Source organism: Bacillus sp. FSL R5-0585 (assembly GCF_038004545.1).
Lineage (GTDB): Bacteria > Bacillota > Bacilli > Bacillales > Bacillaceae_G > Bacillus_A > Bacillus_A cereus.
The window spans coordinates 4,745,394-4,768,505 of sequence record NZ_JBBORJ010000001.1; the positions used below are offsets into that span (position 1 = coordinate 4,745,394).

The following is a 23,112-nucleotide window of genomic DNA, read 5'->3' on the forward strand; positions in this document are numbered from 1 at the left end:
TATATGAATTCTTTAAAGGTATATCAAGATAATAATTAATCAAGTGAAACACTATTTTAACGTTTGAAGAAGTATTTAAAAATAATAAAATATGTAGAAATCTAAACGTTACAATAAATGGGTTTTATTCACGGAATTGTAACATTATTCTAATTAGAGAGGCTATCAAACAAAGTGTAAAGCGTGTACAATTCAGTTGGAAAAACTACCTATAGATGGTCATATATGAAGAAAATGTAAGGTTTTATTTTTAGATGTATAGATGACGAGACTAAAATATATCTTTTACTATGTTCCTTTTATGTAAGAAGAGAACTCATCACAAGTAGAGTGAAGTGAGGAGGGCATAATACATGAAAAATTTTACAATATAAGAAAGCGAATACATTTAGAGAAATGCGGAAGTAATTGATATAGGTGCGAGAGGCGTTAGTCTATTCGTTAAATATTTTTATAAAAATAATAGGATTTCTTATTAAATGAATATATAGGATGGTTTGTCTAAAAAAAGGACAGGGGACACAGATTATGTCAAAGCAGAAAAAGAGTAGGGTATTAGTAGCTGGTATTTGTATATCTACATTATTATCACCAGTAGCTTTCGAAGCATCGAAAGGATATGCGGCGCCTTTGGAAGAGAATAAGGGCGGGCAGTTGGAAGAGAGTAAAGAGAATCTTTTGGAGCAGAGAACGTTTCATTTGCCTGGGAAAGGTAGTATTGAAGAAGAACAAAAACGCTTAAAAGTACGTTATGTACTTTCAGCGAATGAACCAACTGGAATTTATGCTGGTCCAAATGAAGAAATTAAAATTGAAATAAAAGGAACGCAATCTATTAAAGCGTTCATAGGAACGAAGTCATATGATGAAAAAGGGTTTGAAGAATTTGAGTTAAAACCTGGTGAAAATAATATTTCATCTTCAGTAGGTGGAATACTATATTTTTATAACATGAATAATGATGGCGAAGTAACAGCTTCAGTTATTCATGGAGGAAGTCATTTTCCATTATTTATCTTAGGGAAGCACACAAAAAAAGATTGGGATGCAATGTTAAAGAAGTATAAAAATCCTTATGCAGTTGAATTGAAGGGTGAGAGAAGTTTAATTACTGCAAGTCCTGAAGCAGTGGAAAACTATATGGGAGAGACGGATCCAGTAGAATTAATGAGGCTACATGATAAGATTATTCGCTTTGAAAATTCTGTAGCAGGATTATCTGAAGATGGTATAGGGGTGTCAAAAGCTCCAAACCACTATATCCAATTTGTTGAAAAGAGAAAACCAGATAAAGATGATTGGATGTTTGCTACTCATTATCATACAGGGTATGTTCCAGAGACTATGGATAGGGTTTTAAATATAAAGAGATTACAAGGAGATGGCTGGGGACCGTGGCATGAAGTAGGGCATTTACATCAGCAAGCTCCTTGGTTTTGGTCAGGTGTAGGAGAAGTAACAGTAAATATATATTCATTATCGGTTCAAAGAATGTTAGGTAATAAATCAAGTCTAGAAGAAGATGGTCATTATAAAAAAGCTTTTGCTTACTTAGATAATCCTGATGCTCAAAAAAATATGGAAGAATTCGAGAAACTAGTAATGTTTTGGCAACTCGATTTAGCTTATGGAGAGCATTTTTACCCTAATTTACATCAAATGTATCGCTTATTACCAGAATCTGAAATGCCTGCTTCAGATGAAGATAAAAAGCAAATGTTTATTTATATGGCATCGAAAGCGGCTAAGCAAAACTTAGTACCGTTTTTTGAGAAATGGGGATTAGGTCCAAATGATGAGGTTAGAGGGAAAATCGAAAATTTAAATTTACCTAAATTAGAAAAAGAAATATGGAAAGCAACAGATAGTAATATTATTCGTGAAAAACAAGTGAAACCATACGGTGGGCTTCCTTATGGTGAAGCGTCTAATGTGGTACAAGATCTTATCGTTGGTGCGAATTTTAATGAAAATCTAGCAAATAGTCTTGTTCAAAATTTAGGTGAAAATGTAAAAGTAACAGGTAGAATTATGTGGCTGGATTTAGAGGTTGGAAAAAGAGCGGTATTAGTAGAAATTGAGGATGAGAAAGGACAGAGGAATTTCATTTCTGTTCCAGTTAACAGTCTTTATGGAGATACTATGGTATTTAAAGGTTACGGTGATGAGGTAAATTCTGTTATAACGCTCCTTCATGATGAAAAGAAAATCAACGTTTCTTTCGTTGGTAATGAGTTCCATGAGCGCTTTAAAAATGAAAAGTATGTAGGGATTACCTTATATGATAAGGACGGAAATGAAAAGAAAAATATTTCTATAGAAGGTCAAGAAAATTCTAAAAAAGTTGCTTTGCAACTTGAAGGTGTTGAACTTCAATATGGCGATATTATGAAAGTATATCATGCAGAACCAAGTCGTTTAGATTGGTATCAAAGTAATAAACTTGTAGAGCAAGGTGGAGCTAAGAATAAAAAAGAAAAGTTCTTTAAGATTACTCCACAAGGATATGAACTAATAGACGGTATACAGGAAGTAGAAGCAGTACCGCAAAAAGTAGTAATCGGGGCAGACGCTGAAAAATTAGAGGCGAACAACTTTGTTCAAGTAAAAGGTGGAGAAGTAATTGGTTTTGTAGAAAAACCGAATACAATGAAAATCGGTGAACAAAAAGTAAAAGTGGAAACGAAAGATCGTTTTGGAAATAAGAAAGTGACGGAAGTTCCATTAGAAGTGACATATGGAGATAGTTTACTTGTATATGGGTTAAGCTATGATGGTGACGATATGAAATCAATTATAACGTTGCATCATGATACGAAAAAAATGAGTGCGACAGATACGGATAATTTGATTCATGATTACTTTGGAGATGAGAAGTATTTTGAATTTACCTTGTACAATAAAGAGGGAAAAGAGAAGAAAAATATAGAGGTAAAAGGCTTGGAGAATACAGAAGCTTTTGCCAAGGAAGTAAATGGGTTAGTATTTGAATATGGAGATGTGGTGAAAGTATACCATGCAGAGTCTTCACGTTTACATTGGTATCAAAAAGGTTTATATGTGGGAGAAGGAAAAAATAAAGAAATAAAAGAATTATTCTTTGAAATTACTGAAAATGGATTTGAAAGATTAGAAGCTCTGCAAGAAGTAACGGCGAAACCACAACAAGTAGTAGTCGGAACAGAAGTAGAAAAGCTAGATGTAAAAAACTTTGTTGAAGTAAAAGGCGGAGAAGTACTCGGATTTGTAGAAAAACCAAATACATCAAAAATTGGTGAACAAAAAGTAAAAGTAGAAACGAAAGATCGCTTTGGTAATAAGAAAGTGACGGAAGTTTCATTAGAAGTGATGTATGGAGATAGTATAGTATACCAAGGTGTGGCTGATGTAACGCGTTCAATCGTTACCTTAAATCATGATGCGAAGAAATTACATGCAACATTTACTGATGGTGAAATACATTATCGTTTTGTAAATGAACAGTATATAGGACTTACGGTATATGATCAAAATGGAACCGAGAAAAAGCATGTAACAGCAGAAGGACAAGAAACTTCAAAGAATTTTGCTGAGCAAGTAAATGGTATGATGTTCGAGTATGGTGATGTAGTAAAAGTGTATCATGCAGAATCTGATCGTTTAAGTTGGTATAAAACTGGTGAGTTAATTGGAAAAGGGGATGCGAAAAAATTTAAAGAGATTTCCTTCAAGATTACTCAAAATGGCTTAGAGCAAGTACAATAATAAGAAAAAGCTCGTAAAACATAATGTTTTACGAGCTTTTTCTTATTATTCAGCTTCAGAAACTACTGTGAAGCGTTCGTTTACATGTTTTGGATTTTCGATTTCATCAAGTGCTGCTACTGCGAAATCTTCGTAACTTACGTAGCTATCACCTTTTGCGTTAACAAGAAGGTTGTCTTTACCAGCTTTGTAAGAACCAGTGCGTTTTCCTAATGCGAATAGTGCAGAAGGGCTGATGAATGTCCAAGTGATATCATTTGTTTGTTGTAAGATTTCTAAGTTTTTGCCTTGGTTTTGAGCTGTTGCAAGGTATTCGCCCGGGAAACCTGGTGTCTCAAATACACGTGTTGTTTTCTTTTCGTCTACAAATAAGCTTCCAGCGCCTCCAACTACAAGTAATTTTGTATTTGGTGCACCTTTCATAGCTTCAATAAGTACGTTTCCTGCATCTACGTGAAGGTGTTCTTCGCCTGCTGGAGCACCGAATGCATTTACAACTACATCGAATGCTTGCAAGTCGTTAGATGTAAGAGAAAATACGTCTTTTTCTAAAACTTTTACGTTTTCTTCTGTAATTTTTGCAGCGTTTCTTACGATTGCAGTTACTTCATGTCCGCGATTCAATGCTTCTTTTAAAATACGACTTCCTGCTTTGCCGGTTGCTCCGATAATTCCGATTTTCATAATAAATCCCTCCAAAGTGTTTTGTTAAAGTGTATATCTGAAAGTAAATGAATTTGTTGTAATTAGGTTTGTTACAACCTGTTGTAATCATTATAGTTACAGGTTGGTATTTTTGTCAATAGGGTTGTTTGTGAATTTATTTTTTGTTTTAGTATGCACAGTTAGAGGGAGGGTAGTCAGTCATAAAGATATTGTTACTGTGAACCTGGCTAATATTTGGAAATTGCAAATTGTCGAAAAATGTTGATTTTTGAATGTTTTTTAAATATAATTCGTTTTATGGAGAAAAGGAGGGGTTAATTGTATGAATATTTTAGAGCAATTTATTTCATCAACAAATACAATTCTTTGGTCATATATTCTTATTGCAATGTTAATTGGTTTAGGTCTTTATTTTTCTATTAAATTGAAATTCGTACAAATTACTCATTTAGGGGAAATGGTTCGACTAATGAGTGATGGATTAACTGGAAAGACGCGTAAAAAAGGTAGTGTATCTTCTTTCCAAGCGTTTTGTATGAGTTCAGCAGCTCGTATTGGTATCGGTAACTTAGCTGGTGTAGCATTAGCTATATCTATGGGAGGACCTGGAGCTGTATTTTGGATGTGGGTTATTGCGATTATCGGGGCTTCTTCAAGTTTCGTAGAAAGTACGCTTGCCCAAATTTATAAAGTAAAAGATGGCAGTGGCTTCCGTGGTGGTCCTGCTTATTATATGGAAAAAGGTTTAAATAAACGTTGGATGGGAATTTGGTTTTCTATCCTTATTACAGTTAGTTACGGTTTAATTTTTAACTCAGTACAAGCGAATACAGTAACATTAGCGTTTGAAAATGCATTTGGTTTAGAGCGTTATATTGTTGGTATTGTATTAGCTGCATTAGTTGCGGTTATTATTTTTGGTGGTGTAAAAAGTATTGCACGTATGTCGGAAATGATTGTTCCGCCAATGGCGCTTGTTTATATTGCGGTAGCTATTTTTGTTGTCATTAAAAACTTCTATTTAATACCAGATGTGTTTACGGAAATCTTTAAAGGTGCATTCGGTTTAGATTCAGCTGTAGGCGGTGGTATCGGTGCTGCGATGAAATATGGTATTCAGCGCGGATTATTTGCGAACGAAGCAGGTATGGGTAGTGCGCCGAACGCGGCAGCAACAGCTGATGTAACGCATCCAGCCAAACAAGGTTTTATTCAAACGATCGGCGTTTTAGTAGATACATTCTTAGTATGTACATCAACAGCATTTATCGTACTATGTTCTGGTGCATATAAAGCAACAAATTTAGAAGGTATTGAATTAACGCAAAATGCATTAAGCTCACAAATCGGCCCATGGGCAAGTAGCTTCTTAGCGATTATTATTTTCTTATTTGCATTTAGTTCTCTTTTAGGAAACTACTATTATGGTGAAACAAATATTGAATTTATTAAGCAAAGCAAAACGTGGTTAACAATTTACCGTATTGCAGTAGTTGGAATGGTATTATTCGGTTCTGTTGCGACGCTTCAAGTTGTATGGAATATGGCAGACTTATTTATGGGTCTAATGGTAATCACGAACTTAATTGCGATTACACTTCTTGGCCGATTTGCGTACGCGGCATTAACAGACTATGTAAGGCAAAAGAAACAAGGGAAAGATCCAGTCTTCAGTGCAGATTCTATTCCTGGTTTAACGAATACAGAGTGCTGGGATAAGCCAGTGGTAACAGATAAAGAAAAAGCAGTGTAATTGAAAAGGCGAGCATCGAGGTAAATTCGATGCTCGTCTTTTTTGTTGTAGTAAATGATGAAAAGGGTGAGAGGTAATTATTAATATAACTTTTTTTGTTTGTTTCTCTCGTTATTTGTAGGGAACGTACTGTTTTAAAAGTATGGCTGGTCGAAGAGGATAAGTGATTGAGTATTGGATAAATGCATATAATAGCTATATTTTTATGTAAAAAACACGTATGTTAAAATAATTAACGTACTCATGTAATAAAACCTCACATAAAGTTCTTGATTACTTAAAGTTTTTAGAATATAATTTTCTTATTGTTAGGAAGAGGGGGCAATGCAAATATGGATTTTTTAGCTAGGGTAATTGGGGATGTAAATAATATCCTTTGGTCATATGTCATTATTGCGATGTTAATTGGGTTAGGGCTCTATTTTTCATTTCGTGTGAAATTTGTCCAAGTTCGTTACTTCGGTGAAATGATTCGTTTGCTTGGGGATGGGGCAAGCTCGAAAACGAGGAAAGCGCAAAAAGAGAAGAGCGGTGTATCATCATTTCAAGCATTTTGTATGAGTACAGCTTCTCGTGTAGGTACTGGTAACTTAGCTGGTGTAGCTATTGCGATCTCAGCAGGTGGTCCAGGAGCAGTATTTTGGATGTGGTTAATTGCGGTAATTGGGGGTGCTTCTGCATTTGTAGAGAGCACATTAGCGCAAATTTATAAAGTAAAAGATGGGAATGCATTCCGTGGGGGCCCAGCGTATTATATGGAAAAGGGTTTAAAGAAACGCTGGTTAGGTGTTGTGTTCTCTGTTCTAATAACAGTAAGTTTCGGATTGATTTTTAACGCTGTACAGTCTAATACTGTAGCTGCTGCTTTTGATGGGGCATTCAAAACAGACAGTAGATTAGTAGGCCTTGTTATGGCTGGTTTACTTGCAGTTATTATTTTCGGCGGAGTAAAACGAATTGCTCGCGCGGTTGAAATGATAGTTCCAGTAATGGCAATTATTTATGTAGCAGTGGCATTATTCGTTGTTGTAACAAACATTACGGCAATTCCATATGTATTTAAAGAAATTTTCTTACATGCTTTCGGAATTAAAGAAGTAGTAGGCGGAGGATTAGGAGCTGCGATTTTATTAGGGGTAAAACGTGGATTATTCTCAAATGAAGCAGGTATGGGTAGTGCGCCGAACGCAGCAGCGACTGCAAACGTAACGCACCCAGTTAAACAAGGTTTCATTCAAACTTTAGGGGTATTTACAGATACATTATTAATTTGTAGTTGTACAGCATTTATCATTCTTTTATCAGACGTGCATAATGCAGCTGATTTAAATGGAATTCAATTAACGCAACAGGCGTTAAGTCAACATATCGGTCCATGGGCTTCTATATTTGTAGCAGTTGCAATCTTCTTGTTTGCATTTAGTTCATTAGTAGGTAACTACTACTATGGTGAAACAAATATTGAGTTCTTAAATGGAAGTAAAGTGTTATTAAATGCATACCGCATTGCTGTACTTGGTATGGTTATGCTAGGATCTGTAGCAACAATTCAAATCGTTTGGGACTTAGCAGATTTATTTATGGGAATTATGGCTGTTATTAACTTAGTAGCAATTGTATTCCTTTCTAAGTATGCTTTCGCAGCGTTATCAGATTATATTAAGCAAAAGAAACAAGGGAAAGATCCAGTCTTTTATGCGGAGTCTATTCCAGGTTTGAGCAATACAGAGTGTTGGGATGAGTCAGCGGTAGCTGATAAAGAAAAAGCGGTATAATGAAAAGGGCATCAAGTGAAACTTGATGCTCTTTTTTTGTTTTATTCAACTATTTGCAGATAGTAAAAGACGAACATTCATAGACGTTTTATAATAAAATGTAATTTTTTAAAGAAAAGTGCGGATATGATTTGTGATTTGTGTTAGAATGGAAAATGCCTTTGAAATAAGAGGTTTTATGATCTTTCCTATCCGATTGAAGATTTTGGAGGAGAAATGGAAAGTTCGGATTATTTCTTGTTTTGAATGGTCAGACGTTCAACGTTAATGAAGAGTTAAATGGAGGATTTTATTAATGAAGTTTGTTATGTTCCTTGTAGGATTACTCGTTGTATTTGTACTCGGTTTTCTTATAAGTGCCGATCGAAAGAAGATTAAGTATAAACCAATTGCAATTATGCTTATTATTCAGCTAGCATTATCTTATTTCTTATTAAATACGCAAGTTGGTTATATTTTAGTAAAAGGAATTTCAGATGGATTTGGCGCACTTCTTGGATATGCGGAAGCTGGAATCGTTTTCGTATTTGGTGGTCTTGTTAATAAAGGAGAGGTTTCATTCTTCTTAACAGCGTTATTACCAATCGTATTCTTTGCCGTTTTAATTGGAATTCTGCAACACTTTAAAATTTTACCAATATTTATTCGTGCTATTGGTACGTTGTTAAGTAAAGTAAATGGTCTAGGAAAACTAGAATCATATAACGCAGTAGCAGCTGCCATTGTTGGACAAGCAGAAGTATTTATTACAGTAAAAGATCAATTAAGTAAAATCCCAAAACATCGTTTATATACATTATGTGCATCTTCTATGTCGACAGTGTCGATGTCAATCGTTGGTTCTTATATGAAAATGATCGAACCGAAATATGTAGTAACAGCACTTGTATTAAATTTATTTAGTGGTTTCATTATCATTCATATTATTAACCCGTACGATATTACAGAAGAAGAAGATACACTGAAATTAGAAAATAAGAAAAAACAATCATTCTTTGAAATGCTGAGCGAGTACATTATGCTTGGTTTCACAATCGCGATAACAGTAGCAGCGATGTTACTTGGTTTCGTAGCATTAATTACAGCAATTAATAGCTTGTTTGATTCAATGTTCGGTATTACATTCCAAGCTATTTTAGGATATATTTTCTCACCATTAGCATTCGTAATGGGTATCCCACAAGCTGAGATGGTAACAGCGGGACAAATTATGGCAACAAAATTAGTATCAAACGAGTTTGTTGCGATGCTTGATCTTGGAAAAGTAGCTGGTGATTTATCGGCTCGTACAGTTGGTATTCTTTCTGTATTCCTTGTATCATTTGCGAACTTCTCATCTATCGGAATTATCGCAGGTGCAACGAAAGGTATCGATGAAAATCAATCAAATGTTGTATCATCATTCGGTCTACGCCTTGTGTACGGTGCGACATTAGTAAGTATTCTATCAGCGATTATCGTTGGTGTTATGTTATAAAGTGAAACTTTAATCAGTGGGGGCTTTATTCCCGCTCATTATTAGCCTCACCAATCGGGGTAAAAAGGATGGTCCTAGCTCATAGCTAGGGCTATTTTTATGGTAAATTTACATGAAAAAACCAATTAATTAGGAATATATTAACATATAAAAATCTTTTAAAATTTATATTGCATTTCATCTAGATAACGCTTACAATTTGATTTGTAGGTGGTATCAATTTCAGACTTTCAAGTATGGTAGGAGAGAAGAAGCTACCTTTTATAAATTGCAATTTATGTAAACGCTTACTGATTTTAGATGACAGTTGAATAGTTTTAGGGGTTTTAAATTTTTTTAACAACAATGGTCAGACGTCATTCGTTATACGTTATACGTTATACGACCAATAACTCGTGGGAGAAGTGGAGGATTCACATATGAAGTTCGTAATGTTTCTAGTCGGTTTACTTGTAGTGTTTGTACTAGGTTTCCTTATTAGTTCAGATCGTAAGAAAATTAAATATAAACCAATTGCACTTATGCTTGTCATTCAATTGGTACTTGCGTATTTCTTACTAAATACAAAGGTCGGATTCGTATTAGTAAAAGGGATCGCAGATGGATTTGGCGCTATTTTAAAATTTGCGGAAGCTGGGGTTAATTTCGTATTTGGTGGTCTAGCAAACGATGGACAAGCACCATTCTTCTTAACAGTATTATTACCGATTATTTTCTTAGCGGTATTAATCGGGATCCTGCAACATATTAAAGTTTTACCGATTATCATTCGTGCAGTCGGTTTCCTATTAAGTAAAGTTAACGGTTTAGGAAAACTAGAATCATATAATGCGGTAGCAGCTGCAATCGTTGGTCAAGGGGAAGTATTCATTACAGTAAAAGATCAATTAAGCAAATTACCGAAAAATCGTTTATACACACTTTGTGCATCTTCAATGTCTACAGTATCGATGTCAATCGTCGGTTCTTATATGAAAATGATTGATCCAAAATATGTAGTAACAGCACTTGTATTAAACTTATTCAGTGGATTCATCATCGTTCATATCATTAATCCATATGAAGTAAAAGAAGAAGACGATATTTTAGAATTACAAGAAGACAAGAAACAAACATTCTTTGAAATGTTAGGCGAATATATTATGCTTGGTTTCTCAATCGCTGTAACAGTAGCGGCGATGTTAATCGGTTTCGTAGCATTAATTACAGCAATTAACGGTGTATTTGATTCAATTTTCGGAATCACATTCCAAAGCATTTTAGGATACATCTTCTCACCATTAGCATTCGTAATGGGTATTCCAACATCAGAGATGCTACAAGCAGGACAAATTATGGCAACAAAATTAGTAACGAACGAATTCGTTGCAATGCTTGATCTTGGTAAAGTAGCTGGTGATTTATCAGCTCGTACAGTAGGTATTTTATCTATCTTCCTTGTATCATTTGCGAACTTCTCATCTATCGGAATTATCGCAGGTGCAACGAAGAGTATCGATGGCAAACAAGCAAACGTTGTATCATCATTCGGTTTAAAACTTGTATACGGTGCAACGTTAGTAAGTATATTATCAGCGATTATCGTTGGGGTTATGCTTTAATAAATTAAGAAAAGCAATGAGCGTAGGCTCATTGCTTTTTTTGTTTAACTTGCTTTATCCAAGTCTCTTTTAAAATGTGGTTTCTCTAAATAAGTTCCCAGTCTCCACACATATTCCACTGGCCCCATTCGGTATTTCTGGAGCCAATAGGTGCTAACGAATAATTGAATCGTATAAATTCCGATGGTTAAAAGAATACCGAAGAAATAGCCGATTTTCCCGTATAAGCCAAATCCATATGCGTAAAAAATGGTTGTTGCGATAATAGATTGCGCTAAGTAATTACTAACGGACATTTTCCCCATGTTCGCCATGTATGTTAGTAGACGGGTTGCTTTTTTGTAATGGAATAATAAAATGATTGTGCTTCCGTAAAAGAAGGTCATAGTTACTGGTGTAAGGCCATCTTGTAACATAATTAAAAGCGGGTGCTTTACAAACATAGCTAAGATTTTAATTGTAAAAGAGAAGAGACCGGTGGCAAACCATATTTTTTTGACAGCAGGTATATATTTACTGACCTCAAATAGCCAGCCTTTTTTCCCTACATACATTCCGAGTAGGAACAGTGGAGACATAAAAATTATTGCGAAAACTGATATGAAAAATAATCCGAATGCACCGTCAATTCCCATGTAATCAAAAGGATTTTCAGTCAATCTAAAGTTGACGTGATCCATATAGCTTCCAGTTTGATGGACTTTATGTTCTTTTTCAGTATAAGGTGCAAAATCATTTATATTTGTAGATGAATCAGTTTGATAAGACATAAGTGTAATAAGTGCGAGTAGAATAATCGCCCAAATGAGCAAAGTTTTCGGTTTTCGATTGATGAACATCATTAAGAAAATCCCGATTATTCCGTATGCAAATAAAATATCTCCCTCCCAAACAAAAGTGCCGTGAATGTAGCCGAGTAGTAAAAGAATGATAATACGTCTTATGTATGTGGGGAAGAATTTTTTTCCTTTTGCGATAATACTTTTTTGTAACAAAATAATGCTAAGCCCAAATAGAAAAGAAAATAGGGATATAAAGTTATGTGTGCCGAAAAATTGAATAAACCAATTAGCACCTTTATCAAGATCGCCAAATAGATAAGTTGGTTTTTCGCTGGTGAAGAACCCAAATTGAATTAATGTCATATTGACTAGTAAAATGCCAAACAAAGCGAAACCACGAATTGCATCAACAGCTTCTACACGTTGATTCATTTTTTCTCTCCTCGTATATTCGTTTTTATATTGAAAATAATACCATTTTATAGCTGGCACTATGTCAAATATGAGGAAATTTAAGGTGATTTTAAGATAGAGAGCAAACAAAAAATCACCTTAATACATGTACTAAGGTGATTGAAATATTATTCAGCTGGAGGCGTAAATGTACGTTTCTCTAATTCAGCATCTAGCATAAACAGTGCGTTTGAATCGCTTGTAATACGTTTTAATTTTTGAATGATGCTATCGAATGAAGCTTCTTCTTCAACTTGTTCGTCAACGAACCATTTTAAGAATGTAATTGTTGCATGTTCACGCTCGTCCCAAGCGATATCAGATAAGTTATAAATACGTTTCGTTACTTCACGCTCGTGCTCAAGTGCGACTTCAAAAGCGTTTAATACAGATTCGTATTCGTTATTCGGATTATCAAATCCAGTAATAATAGCGCGCTCTCCGCGGTCATTAATATAGTTGTAAAGCTTCATTGCGTGGAAACGTTCTTCTTCAGCTTGTACAAGGAAAAAGTTAGCGAATCCATCATAGCTCTCAGCTGTACAGTAAGCAGCCATTGCCATATAAGCATGGGCAGAATAAAATTCAAAGTTCATTTGTTCATTTAATGCGTCGTGCAATTTTTTTGATAACATAAAATCCCCCTTAGTATTGTGACAAGAATATTATACCATAATTGATAATATTCTCATTTAGATACTTCGAACCTTTTCGAAAGCTTTGTGACGTGTGCGTCCATAATGTCTTGTAAGTCTAAATCATATTTTTGCGAAAGAATAATAAGGTTAGATAGTACATCGCCAAGTTCTTCTTTTAGTTCTTGTTTTAGCTCTTCTTCTGTTTTCGCCTCTTCATCAGGGCGATCGCGGCCAATTTCAATAGCACGAACGACTCGTGAAACTTCCCCAACTTCCTCGGTTAAGAAATTTAAGCGAATAAAGGCATTATACTGTGACCAGCTTCGTTTTTCGTAAAATTCCTCAACCCATCTTTGAAATGCAACGATATCCATTTCTTCCTCATCTCCTCAATATGTTGTACAATGTCAATTGTATCATAACAATATATAGTTTCGGGGTGTAGGAATGAGAAAGATTTGTGTGTTTGCAGGTTCTAATTTAGGGGAGAGACCAGAATTCAAAGAGCAGGCAATTCAGTTAGGTAAAATGTTTGTTGAGAACGAGTATGAGCTTGTATACGGTGGTTCATGCGTTGGATTAATGGGAGAAGTAGCAAACGAAGTTCTTCGTTTAGGTGGACGTGTAACAGGTGTTATGCCGCGCGGTCTATTCCGAGGAGAAATTGTGCATACAGGATTAACAGAATTAATTGAAGTAGAGACGATGCATGAACGTAAAGCGAAAATGGCAGAGCTTGCAGATGCTTTTATTGCGCTTCCAGGCGGATACGGAACGTTTGAAGAACTATTTGAAGTTGTATGTTGGTCGCAAATTGGTATACATAATAAGCCAGTTGGTTTATTAAACATAAAAGATTTTTACGGACCAATTTTGCAAATGGTTGAACGTGCAGCAGAAGAGGGATTTATGAATCCATCAAATAAAGAATTGATCGTTTCAGCTGAGACAGCAGATAAACTAATTCATGCAATCCAAAATTATGAGCGTCCTGTTTTGGGAACGAAGTGGAAGCAACTATCATAGCAAATACGGAAACACATGTCGTTTTAATTTAAGATGGCATGTGTTTTTAATTTGGTTAAATATGTTAATGTTTAGATGTAATGTTTTGGGGAAAGGAGAGATAGATGGAGGAGTTCGTATATTTACGTCCGGTTTTTAAAAGTATTTTAGCAGCGTCTATTCTTGTTATGCTAATTGTTTTGAGACAGAAGAAAGAGTTGATTAATGAATTTTCGCTTTGGTTTATCTCGGTATTGTGTATCGGTGTTTCAGCGATAACGTTGTTTATGTCCGGATTTATCGTTGATGAGTATAATCTAGGTGGAGATCCACAATCGTTTTGTATGTTTATTGTGATTGGTTGTATTAGTGGTCTGAATTTCATTATTTATTACAGAAGGCAATAAAAGAGGCATTCCATATTACTTTGGAATGCCTTTATCATTTTGATTGCTTTGTTTTTTATACAGGTACCAGCCACCCCAGCCGCCACCAATTGCTACGACAACGAGGAAAGCATAGTCCTTAACCTCGACACGTATATTGAAAATATTAGCTATAAGTAAGAGAATCCCAACTGTTATTAACGCAAAAAATGCTCTAATTAAGTAGTCTTTCAACTGAACCACTCCCGTCATTTAAGTAGTAAATGATGAATTTGGAAAAGCTAAAGGGTGTTTCCTATATTTTAACATAGATGAGATTGTAATATATTGATAAAAGTAGGGGAGAGGGGCGCTGATATTGTCGTGATTTGTCGGCAAATCGATATCCTTTGTCAAATCGTTGATATATTGCGGGTAATGATCGATATATTTGAAAAATCGTTGATATATTGCGGGTAATGATCGATATATTTGAAAAATCGTTGATATAATTTCGTGTACCGCTAAGTGCGACCATTACATAAAAAAGCGACTCTGAACGAGCCGCTTCTGCTTTTAATGATATCCAGCTCCAGCGGCTAGAACAGTCGGTTGTTTCACTCCTTCATTCGAGGCAAAAAGCGCCTCGTAATCAGGAGTTCCAACACCCTCCAGTTCTGAACGAGCCGCTTCCGCTTTAAAGTGATATCCAGCTCCGGTAGCTAGAATGTTCGGTGGCTTCGCTTTTTCCTGCGAGGCAAAGAGCGCCTCGCAGGAAAAAGCTCCATCCCCCTCACATTCTGAGCAAGCTACCTCCGCTTTAAAGTAATATCCAGCTCCAGCGGCTAGAATCTCCGGTCATTTCGCTCTCTCGCTCGAAGCAAAAAGCGCTTCAAGGTCGAGAGCTCCAATGCCCTGCGATTCTGAACGAGCCGCTTCCGCTTTTAATTATTATTGATTCAAGAACGCACGTAGCATCCAAGCGTGTTTTTCTAGTTCTGTGTAGATGCCTAGTAGTAGGTCAGATGTCATTTCATCGTCAGAGTCTTGAGCGATTTCCATGCCTTTTTTCAGTTCGACTAGCATCATTTCGTAGTCTTTCATGATTGCTTCGACCATCCCTTCTGCAGTTTCTCCGTATGCTGCTTCTTGAATAGAAGATAGTTCTAAGTATTCTTTCATTGTTGCTACTGGTTTGCCGCCAATTGCTAAAATGCGTTCTGCAATTTCATCGATGTGAGTAGCTGATTCTGTGTAAAGTTCTTCGAATTTCTCGTGTAATGTGAAGAATTGAGGTCCTTTTACGTACCAATGGAAGTTGTGAAGTTTTGTGAATAAAACGCTCCAGTCTGCTACTTGTTTGTTTAATACTTCGATTACTTGTTTGTTCATTATGATCAATCTCCTTTTGAGTTGTTATGTGATATCAATTACTAATTTATAATAATTATAATCTAGTAATATCTATAAATCAACCCTTTTGCTGGAATTAATTTGAACAAATTATGAACTGTTGTAAATAAAAGGCCCTATTACGGTGAAGTAATAGGGCCTTTGTTTGTTAAACAGCCTTTTGTTTTTCTTCTACATCTTGCCCATCCCAGCACTCTGTATTCTTTAAGCCAGGGATAGAGTTTGCAACGAAGACAGGATCTTTTCCTTGTTTCTTTTGCTTCAAATAGTCTACTAATGCAGCATAAGCAAATTTGCTAAGGAATGAGATGGCAATTAAGTTTGTGAATACCATTAGTCCCATGAATAAATCAGCTAAACTCCAAACTGTTTTAAGAGCAGCGATTGATCCGAAGAATACCATTCCGACAACTGCAACACGATAAATCATTAACCATGTTTTACTTTCTTTAATGAATGCGATATTTGTTTCACCATAATAGTAGTTTCCTAGAAGCGAACTGAAAGCGAATAGGAAAATAATAATCGCTAAGAAAGTGCTTGCCCACGGTCCAATTTGTGAACTTAATGCGTTTTGTGTTAATTCGATACCTTCTAAATTTGATCCTTTGTAAAGTCCAGAACATAATACGATAAATGCTGTTGATGTACATACTAAGAATGTATCTACGAAAACACCTAACGCTTGAACAAGCCCTTGTTTTACAGGGTGAGATACATCAGATGTTGCGGCTGCATTAGGAGAACTACCCATTCCCGCTTCTGTAGCGAATAAACCGCGCTGAATTCCGAACTTGATTGCTGCTCCAATACCACCAGCGATGGCTTGGTCTAAACCGAATGCACCGTTAAAGATTTCCATGAAAATGCTTGGTAACATACTGAAGTTGTTAATAACGACAAAAATAGCCACGCCGATATAAACGATTGCCATTGGCGGAACAATCATTTCTGTAATACGTGAAATGCTCTTAATGCCACCAAAAATAATAACTGCAACTAATAAGGCTAATAGAGCTCCTACGATTGTTCGCTCTAGTCCAAAAGCATTTTCAAACGCTATTGTTACTGTATTTGCTTGCACTGAATTGAAAATTAATCCGTACGCAACTGTAATAAGAAGTGAAAACCAGACGCCCATCCAGCGTTTGTTTAACCCTTTTTCCATGTAATATGCTGGTCCACCACGGAACCTACTTCCATCTTTTACTTTATAAATTTGCGCAAGTGTACATTCTACAAAACTAGTAGCTGCTCCGATAATTGCGATAAACCACATCCAAAATATTGCGCCAGGTCCACCCATTGAAATTGCTAATGCTACACCAGCTAAGTTTCCGATACCGATACGTGCTGCTGCACTTAAGCAAAATGCTTGGAATGGTGAGATGCTATCTTTCTTTTTTTCTTTTCGATTAAACCCTTTACTAATTAAGCTGACCATCTCACTGAAACGAGTAATTTGGACAAATTTTAATTTAAAAGAGAAGTAAAGACCGAAGCCGATTAGCATTGCAATAAGAATATATGACCATAAAATATTATTCGTTACCTCAAGGAATCTGCTAAAGATATCAACCATATAATACACTTCCTTTTTTTCGTAATAAGAAAATTATATGCAAAAAATATACGAGAATCAATTTTTCTAAAAAATTATGTTACTTAAGTCATTTTTGTGTTATGATTATGTTACATCGTAATATTTTTAGAATTATTTACATTTTAAAAAACTAAATTTAAAGCGAGAAGGTGGGGATAATTTGAAAGAAGATTCTTTATGGAAAGTAAGCCTTGAGAGTTTGAAAATGAGAAGTAATATATTTTTTATCATTACATCTTTAAGTATCTTTTTAGGGTCCACTTATTATTACAATAAAAGATTTCCAAATCACAAATATCCTGAGTGGTTAGAATTTCTAAAGTTGATTGGATGAATAAAAGGCAGAAAAACAGAAAATTAAAATAAATAAGTTATGGAGGAGCTAAAAATGAATATTAGAGAAAGTGAACTTCCAGGTATTGGTTATAAGTTTCAAATCGTTACGAAAGGTAACGAAAAGATGGTAATTGTCATTCATGATGATGGTCGTAGAGAAATGTATCATTTTGATTCAGATCATGAAGAAAGCATCTCAAGTATTTCACTACGTGACTCAGAGGCGAGACAAATCGCTGCAATATTAGGTGGAATGGTATATAAGCCTAGGGCGTTAGAAAATGTTGAGATGGTTTTTGAAGGTTTAGCGATTGAGTGGTTCAAAGTGGAGAATACAGCTCCAGCAATCGGAAAAACAATTGGCGATCTTGAAATAAGAAAAACATATAGCGTAACAATAATCGCGGTTATGAAGAAGAACATGAAGAAGCTATTTAATCCAGGACCAGAAACAGTAATTGAAGAAGGAGATATGCTTGTAGTTTCAGGTGAGAGAGAAGAAATTAAAAAAATCATTAATGAATTACTTTCAAATAGGGGGGACTGATTAGATGGATACGTTAATTTTTGAAGTTGGTACAGCTTTAGTTTTAGTGGCAATTGCAGCAGTAATTGCTGGAAAATTTAAATTCTCAGTAATTCCTTTTCTAATCGTTCTTGGAATGTTAGTAGGACCGCATGCACCGACAATAGGTGTTATCGATTTCAAATTTATTGAAAGTGCAAGTGTAATTTCCTTCCTTGGACGGATGGGGGTTCTATTCCTTCTATTCTATCTAGGATTAGAATTTTCAATGAAAAAACTAATTAAATCTGGACGCTCTATTGCGATTGGCGGAACGATTTATATTTTAATTAACTTTTCACTTGGTTTGTTATACGGATTTATAATGGGATTCCCATTACTAGAAATCTTAATTATTGCGGGTATTATTACGATTTCTTCTAGCGCTATCGTTGCTAAAGTGTTAGTGGACTTAAGAAGAACTGGTAATAATGAAACCGAATTAATTTTAGGAATTATTATGTTTGAAGATATATTCCTTGCTGTATATTTATCAGTTGTTTCTGGTTTAGTACTTGGAGATCACGCTTCCTTCTTAGGTGCCCTTACTTCAATTGGAAGTGCTTTAGGATATATGCTTCTATTCTTTATAGTAGCTAGAAAGGCTACGCCGTTATTAAATAAATTGCTCAATATTAGCTCAGATGAAATCTTTATTATTGTAGTATTTGCTTCATTATTCTTCATTGCTGGTTTTTCAGAAACAATTCACGTTGCAGAAGCAATTGGAGCACTTCTTCTAGGATTAGTTTTCTCTGAGACAGAGCATAGTGACCGAATTGAACATCTTGTTGTTCCATTTAGAGACTTTTTCGGAGCTATTTTCTTCTTCAGCTTCGGGTTAAGTATTGATCCGTTCTCATTAGGCGGAGCGATATGGTTAACGTTAGGTGCTGTCCTTCTTACGATAATCGGTAACTTTGTAGCAGGAATGATTGCAGGAAGACAAGCTGGATTATCTCATAAAGCATCAACAAATATCGGATTAACAATCGTTTCAAGAGGAGAGTTCTCCATCATTATGGCTAATATCGGTATCGCCGGTGGTTTAATGTCAGTACTGAAACCATTCTCAGCACTATACGTGCTTATACTATCCATTTTAGGCCCACTTTTGACAAAAGAGTCGAAGAATGTATATAAATTCTTAAATAAAATCTTTAAGTGGGATATGAAGAAGAGCTGAATTTTTTAAAATCAAAGTACAAGATATTTATGAAAAAAGGGATTTATGTCGACATAGATCCCTTCTTTATTGGCATTTTTTCAAGGATGAAAGAATACGTTTAATATTTACCATATTGTGGCATACATATAGAAAAAGGGAGTTTGGAAAGGGGAATAAAGAAAAATGGAACTCCAGTTTCAAAATGTATATCAACAGGTAGAGAATTGGTATGTGTTGGATTCGGAGCTTCCTTGGGATGTCAAAAAGCTGAGAGAGGATTTGTGTTCTCTTATTGAAGTATGTAAAACGCCCGTTATTTTTTGTGATACGTGCGATGCAAATGATGTACTTCTATCATTAGGGGAAGAGGAAGAAGAGTTCCTATTCCCAGTAGGTGGTTTTTATCATAAAGAAAAGCAATTAATTTTCGTTTGTATGTGGGAAGAGTATGAGCAAGTTCTCAAAACGCTACTGCATGAATTCCGCCATGCGATGCAGCATAAGAGAGATATATTGTATGTGGGAAGTGAACGGTACGAAGAGCGGTGGATTGAAAAAGATGCGAGGAAGTTCGCGGAGAGGAAATTAGATGAATATAAGAGTAGAAAGTTAATGTAAAGCATAGTGGAGAAATAGCGCTGTGCTTTTTATGCTTATTAAAAATAAGTATTTGACTTTTATTAAGTTTAGTTCTAAACTAATGATATGAAACGAGCGAGGTGATGAAATGAAAACAGAAGAGAGACTAGGGCTACTATTATGGTTTCGTTTGTCACGCTTTTATAATAAGAGTATTCGTGAGACGAATCAGCATTTGAAAAAATGGAATATATCTGCCGCCCAGTTTGATGTGTTAGCTCAAGTTGGAGGACATAATCGTTTAACGCAGCAAGAACTTGGGAATAAGCTATTTGTTACGAAAGGAAATGTAACGCAGCTTTTAAATAAAATGGAGCAGCTTGAGTGGATTTTGCGTGAACAAGAGGGTACTACGAAATATATTTCTTTAACAGAAAAGGGAAGAGCTTTATATGAGGAAATCGTCCCACCTCAAGAAACGTTCCAAGCAGAGAAGTTTCATAATTTAAATATAGAGGAACAAAAGCAGTTATTAACACTATTAAAAAAGTTACAGTAAGAAAAAATTTTAAAATAAATCTCGGATTCGAGATAGTATGAGGTGAAGGATATGTTTAGAAAAGTTGATCATAAAAATATGGGCAGAGCAAATCATGGTTGGTTAAATACACATTTTCATTTTTCTTTTGCCAATTACTACAATCCAAATAACATGAACTTCGGAGCGTTACGTGTTATTAATGATGATCTAGTAGCGGCGCAAACTGGTTTTGATATGCATCCGCACCGTGATATGGAGATTATTTCTTACGTTGTGGATGGTGCTTTAACACATGAAGACAGCATGGGAAATCGTGGAACGATTGAGCGTGGACATGTTCAATATATGAGTGCTGGCACGGGTGTATTTCATAGCGAGCATAATTTAGGCGATGAAACGCTGCGTTTATTACAAATTTGGATTTTACCAGACCGCGCAGATCATAAACCAAACTATGGTGAGTTTAAATTTGATTGGAGCAAGCGTGAAGATGAATGGTTCCATATGGTATCTTCAGTAGAAGGAAATGCACCAATTCAAATTCACCAAGATGCGAATTTATATTCTTTATCATTAGAGGCTGGAAAAGAAATTCATTTTCCAGTGAAAGAAGGCCGTCAATTGTACCTTGTACAAATTGAAGGAAGCAGTGTAATAAATGGTGAAACGTTTGTTATGCGGGATGCAGCAGAATCTGTAGAAGAAGATATTCACATTCAAGCGAAAGAGCAATCACACTATTTAGCAATTGAATTAAAAAAACAATAAAAGGTTTATAGAAAAGAGGACATCCGATAGATGTCCTCTTTTTTGATTGGAATTGTCTGAAAAATGTTTCTCAAATTTTTGGTAGAGGTATCGGCTGGGAAAATAAGAATTGTATAAAAGTGTCAAAAATCTTTATGGGAATGGGGAATGTTATAGTGAAAAAGCAAGTCATTTCATCAGCATTAGCGTTAACTGTTATCGCCGGGGGATTTGGAGCGTTTGGGGCAACGACAACGAAAGCGGAAGAACAAAAAATTCAATATCATCAAGAATTTAAAACACCTGCATACATAGGTGAAGAATGGAAAGCACCGGAAGGACTAGATAAAAAAGAGACAGTCTTTCAATACTTAGAGAGTAAGAAAGATATGTTTAAATTAGCAGGAAATATTGAAAAGCATTTTAATATCGTTGGGGAAGAAAAAGACGCTGAATCTGATACGACACATGTGAAGCTAGTTGAGAAACATAATAACATTCCTGTGTACGGTTCTGATCAAACTGTTACACTTGATAAAGAGAATAATGTAAAAGCATTCTTCGGACAAGTTATTCCGAATTTAGATGATAAAAATATTCCTGCAGCTGCAAGCATTACTGCGGAACAAGCAGAAACAATTGCAAAGGCAGATATTGAGAAAGAAATTGGTAAAGTAAAGAGTTATGACGGTGTGAAAAAAGATTTATTTGTGTATGAAAAGGACGGTAATTACTACCTTGCATACTTAGTTAAGGCATCGATTTCAAAACCAGCTCCAGGATATTGGCATTATTTTGTTGATGCAACGAATGGAAATGTTATTGAGAAATATAACGCTGTAGATAACATTACTGGATTTGGTTACGGAGTATTAGGTGCTAGACAATCATTTGAAATTGCTCAAGATACGAAAACAGGACAATTCAACTTGTTTGATGGTAAACGAGGACAAGGTGTTCATACATTTGATGCAGAAAATATGGACGAGAACTGGTTTAATTTATTCTCACAATGGCTTGGATATACAGGAGAAGAAGTTGAAAGTAAATCTAAGTTCTTCGAAGATAAAGCTGCAGTTGATGCGCATGTAAATGCAGGAAAAGTATATGATTACTACAAAAAGACATTTAATCGTAACTCTTTCGATGATAAAGGTGCGAAGCTTATTTCAACTGTTCACGTAGGGGAGAGCTGGAATAACGCAGCTTGGAATGGTGTGCAAATGATGTACGGTGATGGCGATGGAAAAACGTTCATTCCATTATCTGCCGGACTTGATGTTATCGGTCACGAATTAACGCATGCTGTAACTGAACATACAGCAAACCTTGTTTACAAAAATGAGTCAGGGGCGTTAAATGAATCGTTATCTGATATTATGGGTGTTATGGTTGAGAAGAAGAGCTGGGATTTAGGTGCTGATATTTATACACCTGATAAACCTGGTGATGCACTTCGCTCTCTTAAAGATCCAGCGTCTATTCCAAATCCATTAAAACCAAGTGAAGGTTACCCAGATCACTATAGTAAACGTTATACTGGAACAGCTGATAATGGTGGTGTTCATATTAACAGCAGTATTAACAATAAAGCTGCATATTTAGTATCTGAAGGCGGAGATCATTACGGCGTGAAAGTAACTGGAGTGGGCCGTGAAGCGACAGAAAAAATTTATTACCGTGCTCTTACGAAATATTTAACTGCAAACTCTGACTTCAAAATGATGCGTCAAGCTGCTCTTCAGTCAGCTGAAGATTTATATGGTAAAAACTCTAAAGCTGTACAAGCTGTAACGAAAGCTTATGATGCAGTAGGTGTAAAATAATAAGAGAAAAGACCTGACATCCTAGTCAGGTCTTTTCTTTATCCCGCTATCCGCAAATGATGAAATTTCCACTTT

General features: G+C 35.5%; 20 protein-coding genes. 13 read left to right on the top strand and 7 right to left on the bottom strand.

From position 1 onward, the window contains the following. Window positions 1-528: 528 nt before the first annotated feature. Window positions 529-3,744 (top strand): putative mucin/carbohydrate-binding domain-containing protein, encoded by a 3,216-nt coding sequence (locus MKY38_RS24375; RefSeq protein WP_341049981.1) that lies wholly within the window; start codon window positions 529-531, stop codon window positions 3,742-3,744. 45 nt (window positions 3,745-3,789) lie between these two features. Here MKY38_RS24375 and MKY38_RS24380 read toward each other — a convergent pair whose 3' ends face one another. Then, the gene (locus tag MKY38_RS24380) at window positions 3,790-4,428 is read right to left on the bottom strand and encodes an NAD(P)-dependent oxidoreductase (protein ID WP_025709825.1); all 639 of its coding nucleotides are present in this window, start codon (window positions 4,426-4,428) and stop codon (window positions 3,790-3,792) included. Between the two features lie 304 nt (window positions 4,429-4,732). Between MKY38_RS24380 and MKY38_RS24385 the strand changes: the two genes are divergently transcribed. The 4 genes from MKY38_RS24385 to MKY38_RS24400 all read left to right on the top strand — a co-directional run bounded on the left by MKY38_RS24385 (window position 4,733) and on the right by MKY38_RS24400 (window position 11,016). After that, window positions 4,733-6,163: an alanine/glycine:cation symporter family protein gene (locus MKY38_RS24385; protein ID WP_001022930.1), complete on the top strand. Its 1,431-nt coding sequence runs from the start codon at window positions 4,733-4,735 to the stop codon at window positions 6,161-6,163. A 332-nt stretch (window positions 6,164-6,495) separates the two neighbouring features. Then, window positions 6,496-7,938, top strand: a complete 1,443-nt coding sequence (locus MKY38_RS24390; protein ID WP_065224368.1) for an alanine/glycine:cation symporter family protein — start codon at window positions 6,496-6,498, stop codon at window positions 7,936-7,938. 295 nt (window positions 7,939-8,233) lie between these two features. Next, window positions 8,234-9,415 carry a NupC/NupG family nucleoside CNT transporter gene (locus MKY38_RS24395; protein ID WP_000673839.1) on the top strand — a complete coding sequence of 394 codons (1,182 nt, stop codon included), beginning with the start codon at window positions 8,234-8,236 and terminating at the stop codon, window positions 9,413-9,415. Between the two features lie 419 nt (window positions 9,416-9,834). Continuing rightward, complete coding sequence (locus MKY38_RS24400; RefSeq protein ID WP_000673874.1) at window positions 9,835-11,016, top strand: NupC/NupG family nucleoside CNT transporter; 1,182 nt, start codon at window positions 9,835-9,837, stop codon at window positions 11,014-11,016. Window positions 11,017-11,060: 44 nt separating this feature from the next. Here the strand turns inward: MKY38_RS24400 and MKY38_RS24405 are convergent, their stop codons facing one another. The 3 genes from MKY38_RS24405 to MKY38_RS24415 all read right to left on the bottom strand — a co-directional run bounded on the left by MKY38_RS24405 (window position 11,061) and on the right by MKY38_RS24415 (window position 13,263). Then, window positions 11,061-12,230 (bottom strand): DUF418 domain-containing protein, encoded by a 1,170-nt coding sequence (locus tag MKY38_RS24405; RefSeq protein WP_070180659.1) that lies wholly within the window; start codon window positions 12,228-12,230, stop codon window positions 11,061-11,063. A gap of 149 nt (window positions 12,231-12,379) precedes the next feature. Further along, the gene (locus tag MKY38_RS24410) at window positions 12,380-12,886 is read right to left on the bottom strand and encodes a ferritin (protein WP_000949403.1); all 507 of its coding nucleotides are present in this window, start codon (window positions 12,884-12,886) and stop codon (window positions 12,380-12,382) included. Window positions 12,887-12,939: 53 nt separating this feature from the next. Next, complete coding sequence (locus MKY38_RS24415) at window positions 12,940-13,263, bottom strand: MazG nucleotide pyrophosphohydrolase domain-containing protein (RefSeq protein WP_000355758.1); 324 nt, start codon at window positions 13,261-13,263, stop codon at window positions 12,940-12,942. A gap of 73 nt (window positions 13,264-13,336) precedes the next feature. On the opposite strand from MKY38_RS24415, the gene MKY38_RS24420 reads away from it, so the two are divergent. Both MKY38_RS24420 and MKY38_RS24425 read left to right on the top strand, forming a co-directional pair. Beyond that, entirely contained in the window at window positions 13,337-13,915 is a 579-nt protein-coding gene (locus MKY38_RS24420; protein WP_001225754.1) for an LOG family protein, read from the top strand. Window positions 13,916-14,019: 104 nt separating this feature from the next. After that, window positions 14,020-14,301 (top strand): hypothetical protein, encoded by a 282-nt coding sequence (locus MKY38_RS24425; RefSeq protein WP_000390911.1) that lies wholly within the window; start codon window positions 14,020-14,022, stop codon window positions 14,299-14,301. Window positions 14,302-14,316: 15 nt separating this feature from the next. Here MKY38_RS24425 and MKY38_RS24430 read toward each other — a convergent pair whose 3' ends face one another. The 3 genes from MKY38_RS24430 to MKY38_RS24440 all read right to left on the bottom strand — a co-directional run bounded on the left by MKY38_RS24430 (window position 14,317) and on the right by MKY38_RS24440 (window position 17,254). Next, window positions 14,317-14,514: a hypothetical protein gene (locus tag MKY38_RS24430; protein WP_000656312.1), complete on the bottom strand. Its 198-nt coding sequence runs from the start codon at window positions 14,512-14,514 to the stop codon at window positions 14,317-14,319. A gap of 696 nt (window positions 14,515-15,210) precedes the next feature. Then, window positions 15,211-15,651, bottom strand: coding sequence for a Dps family protein (locus MKY38_RS24435; RefSeq protein ID WP_001041895.1), 441 nt, complete (start codon window positions 15,649-15,651; stop codon window positions 15,211-15,213). Between the two features lie 169 nt (window positions 15,652-15,820). Next, the gene (locus tag MKY38_RS24440) at window positions 15,821-17,254 is read right to left on the bottom strand and encodes an alanine/glycine:cation symporter family protein (RefSeq protein ID WP_070180657.1); all 1,434 of its coding nucleotides are present in this window, start codon (window positions 17,252-17,254) and stop codon (window positions 15,821-15,823) included. A gap of 409 nt (window positions 17,255-17,663) precedes the next feature. On the opposite strand from MKY38_RS24440, the gene MKY38_RS24445 reads away from it, so the two are divergent. The 6 genes from MKY38_RS24445 (at window position 17,664) to nprB (ending at window position 23,037) form a co-directional block, all read left to right on the top strand. Continuing rightward, a complete protein-coding gene (locus MKY38_RS24445; protein ID WP_001026075.1) occupies window positions 17,664-18,158 on the top strand; it encodes a cation:proton antiporter regulatory subunit in 495 nt (164 codons plus the stop codon). Window positions 18,159-18,162: 4 nt separating this feature from the next. Next, complete coding sequence (locus MKY38_RS24450) at window positions 18,163-19,362, top strand: cation:proton antiporter (protein ID WP_341049992.1); 1,200 nt, start codon at window positions 18,163-18,165, stop codon at window positions 19,360-19,362. Between the two features lie 165 nt (window positions 19,363-19,527). Further along, window positions 19,528-19,962, top strand: coding sequence for a DUF3920 family protein (locus MKY38_RS24455; protein WP_000422797.1), 435 nt, complete (start codon window positions 19,528-19,530; stop codon window positions 19,960-19,962). A 109-nt stretch (window positions 19,963-20,071) separates the two neighbouring features. Beyond that, entirely contained in the window at window positions 20,072-20,482 is a 411-nt protein-coding gene (locus tag MKY38_RS24460) for a MarR family winged helix-turn-helix transcriptional regulator (protein WP_070180655.1), read from the top strand. Window positions 20,483-20,533: 51 nt separating this feature from the next. After that, window positions 20,534-21,232 carry a pirin family protein gene (locus tag MKY38_RS24465; RefSeq protein ID WP_000488927.1) on the top strand — a complete coding sequence of 233 codons (699 nt, stop codon included), beginning with the start codon at window positions 20,534-20,536 and terminating at the stop codon, window positions 21,230-21,232. A 155-nt stretch (window positions 21,233-21,387) separates the two neighbouring features. Further along, complete coding sequence (nprB, locus tag MKY38_RS24470; protein ID WP_000745123.1) at window positions 21,388-23,037, top strand: neutral protease NprB; 1,650 nt, start codon at window positions 21,388-21,390, stop codon at window positions 23,035-23,037. Window positions 23,038-23,112 lie beyond the last annotated feature (75 nt).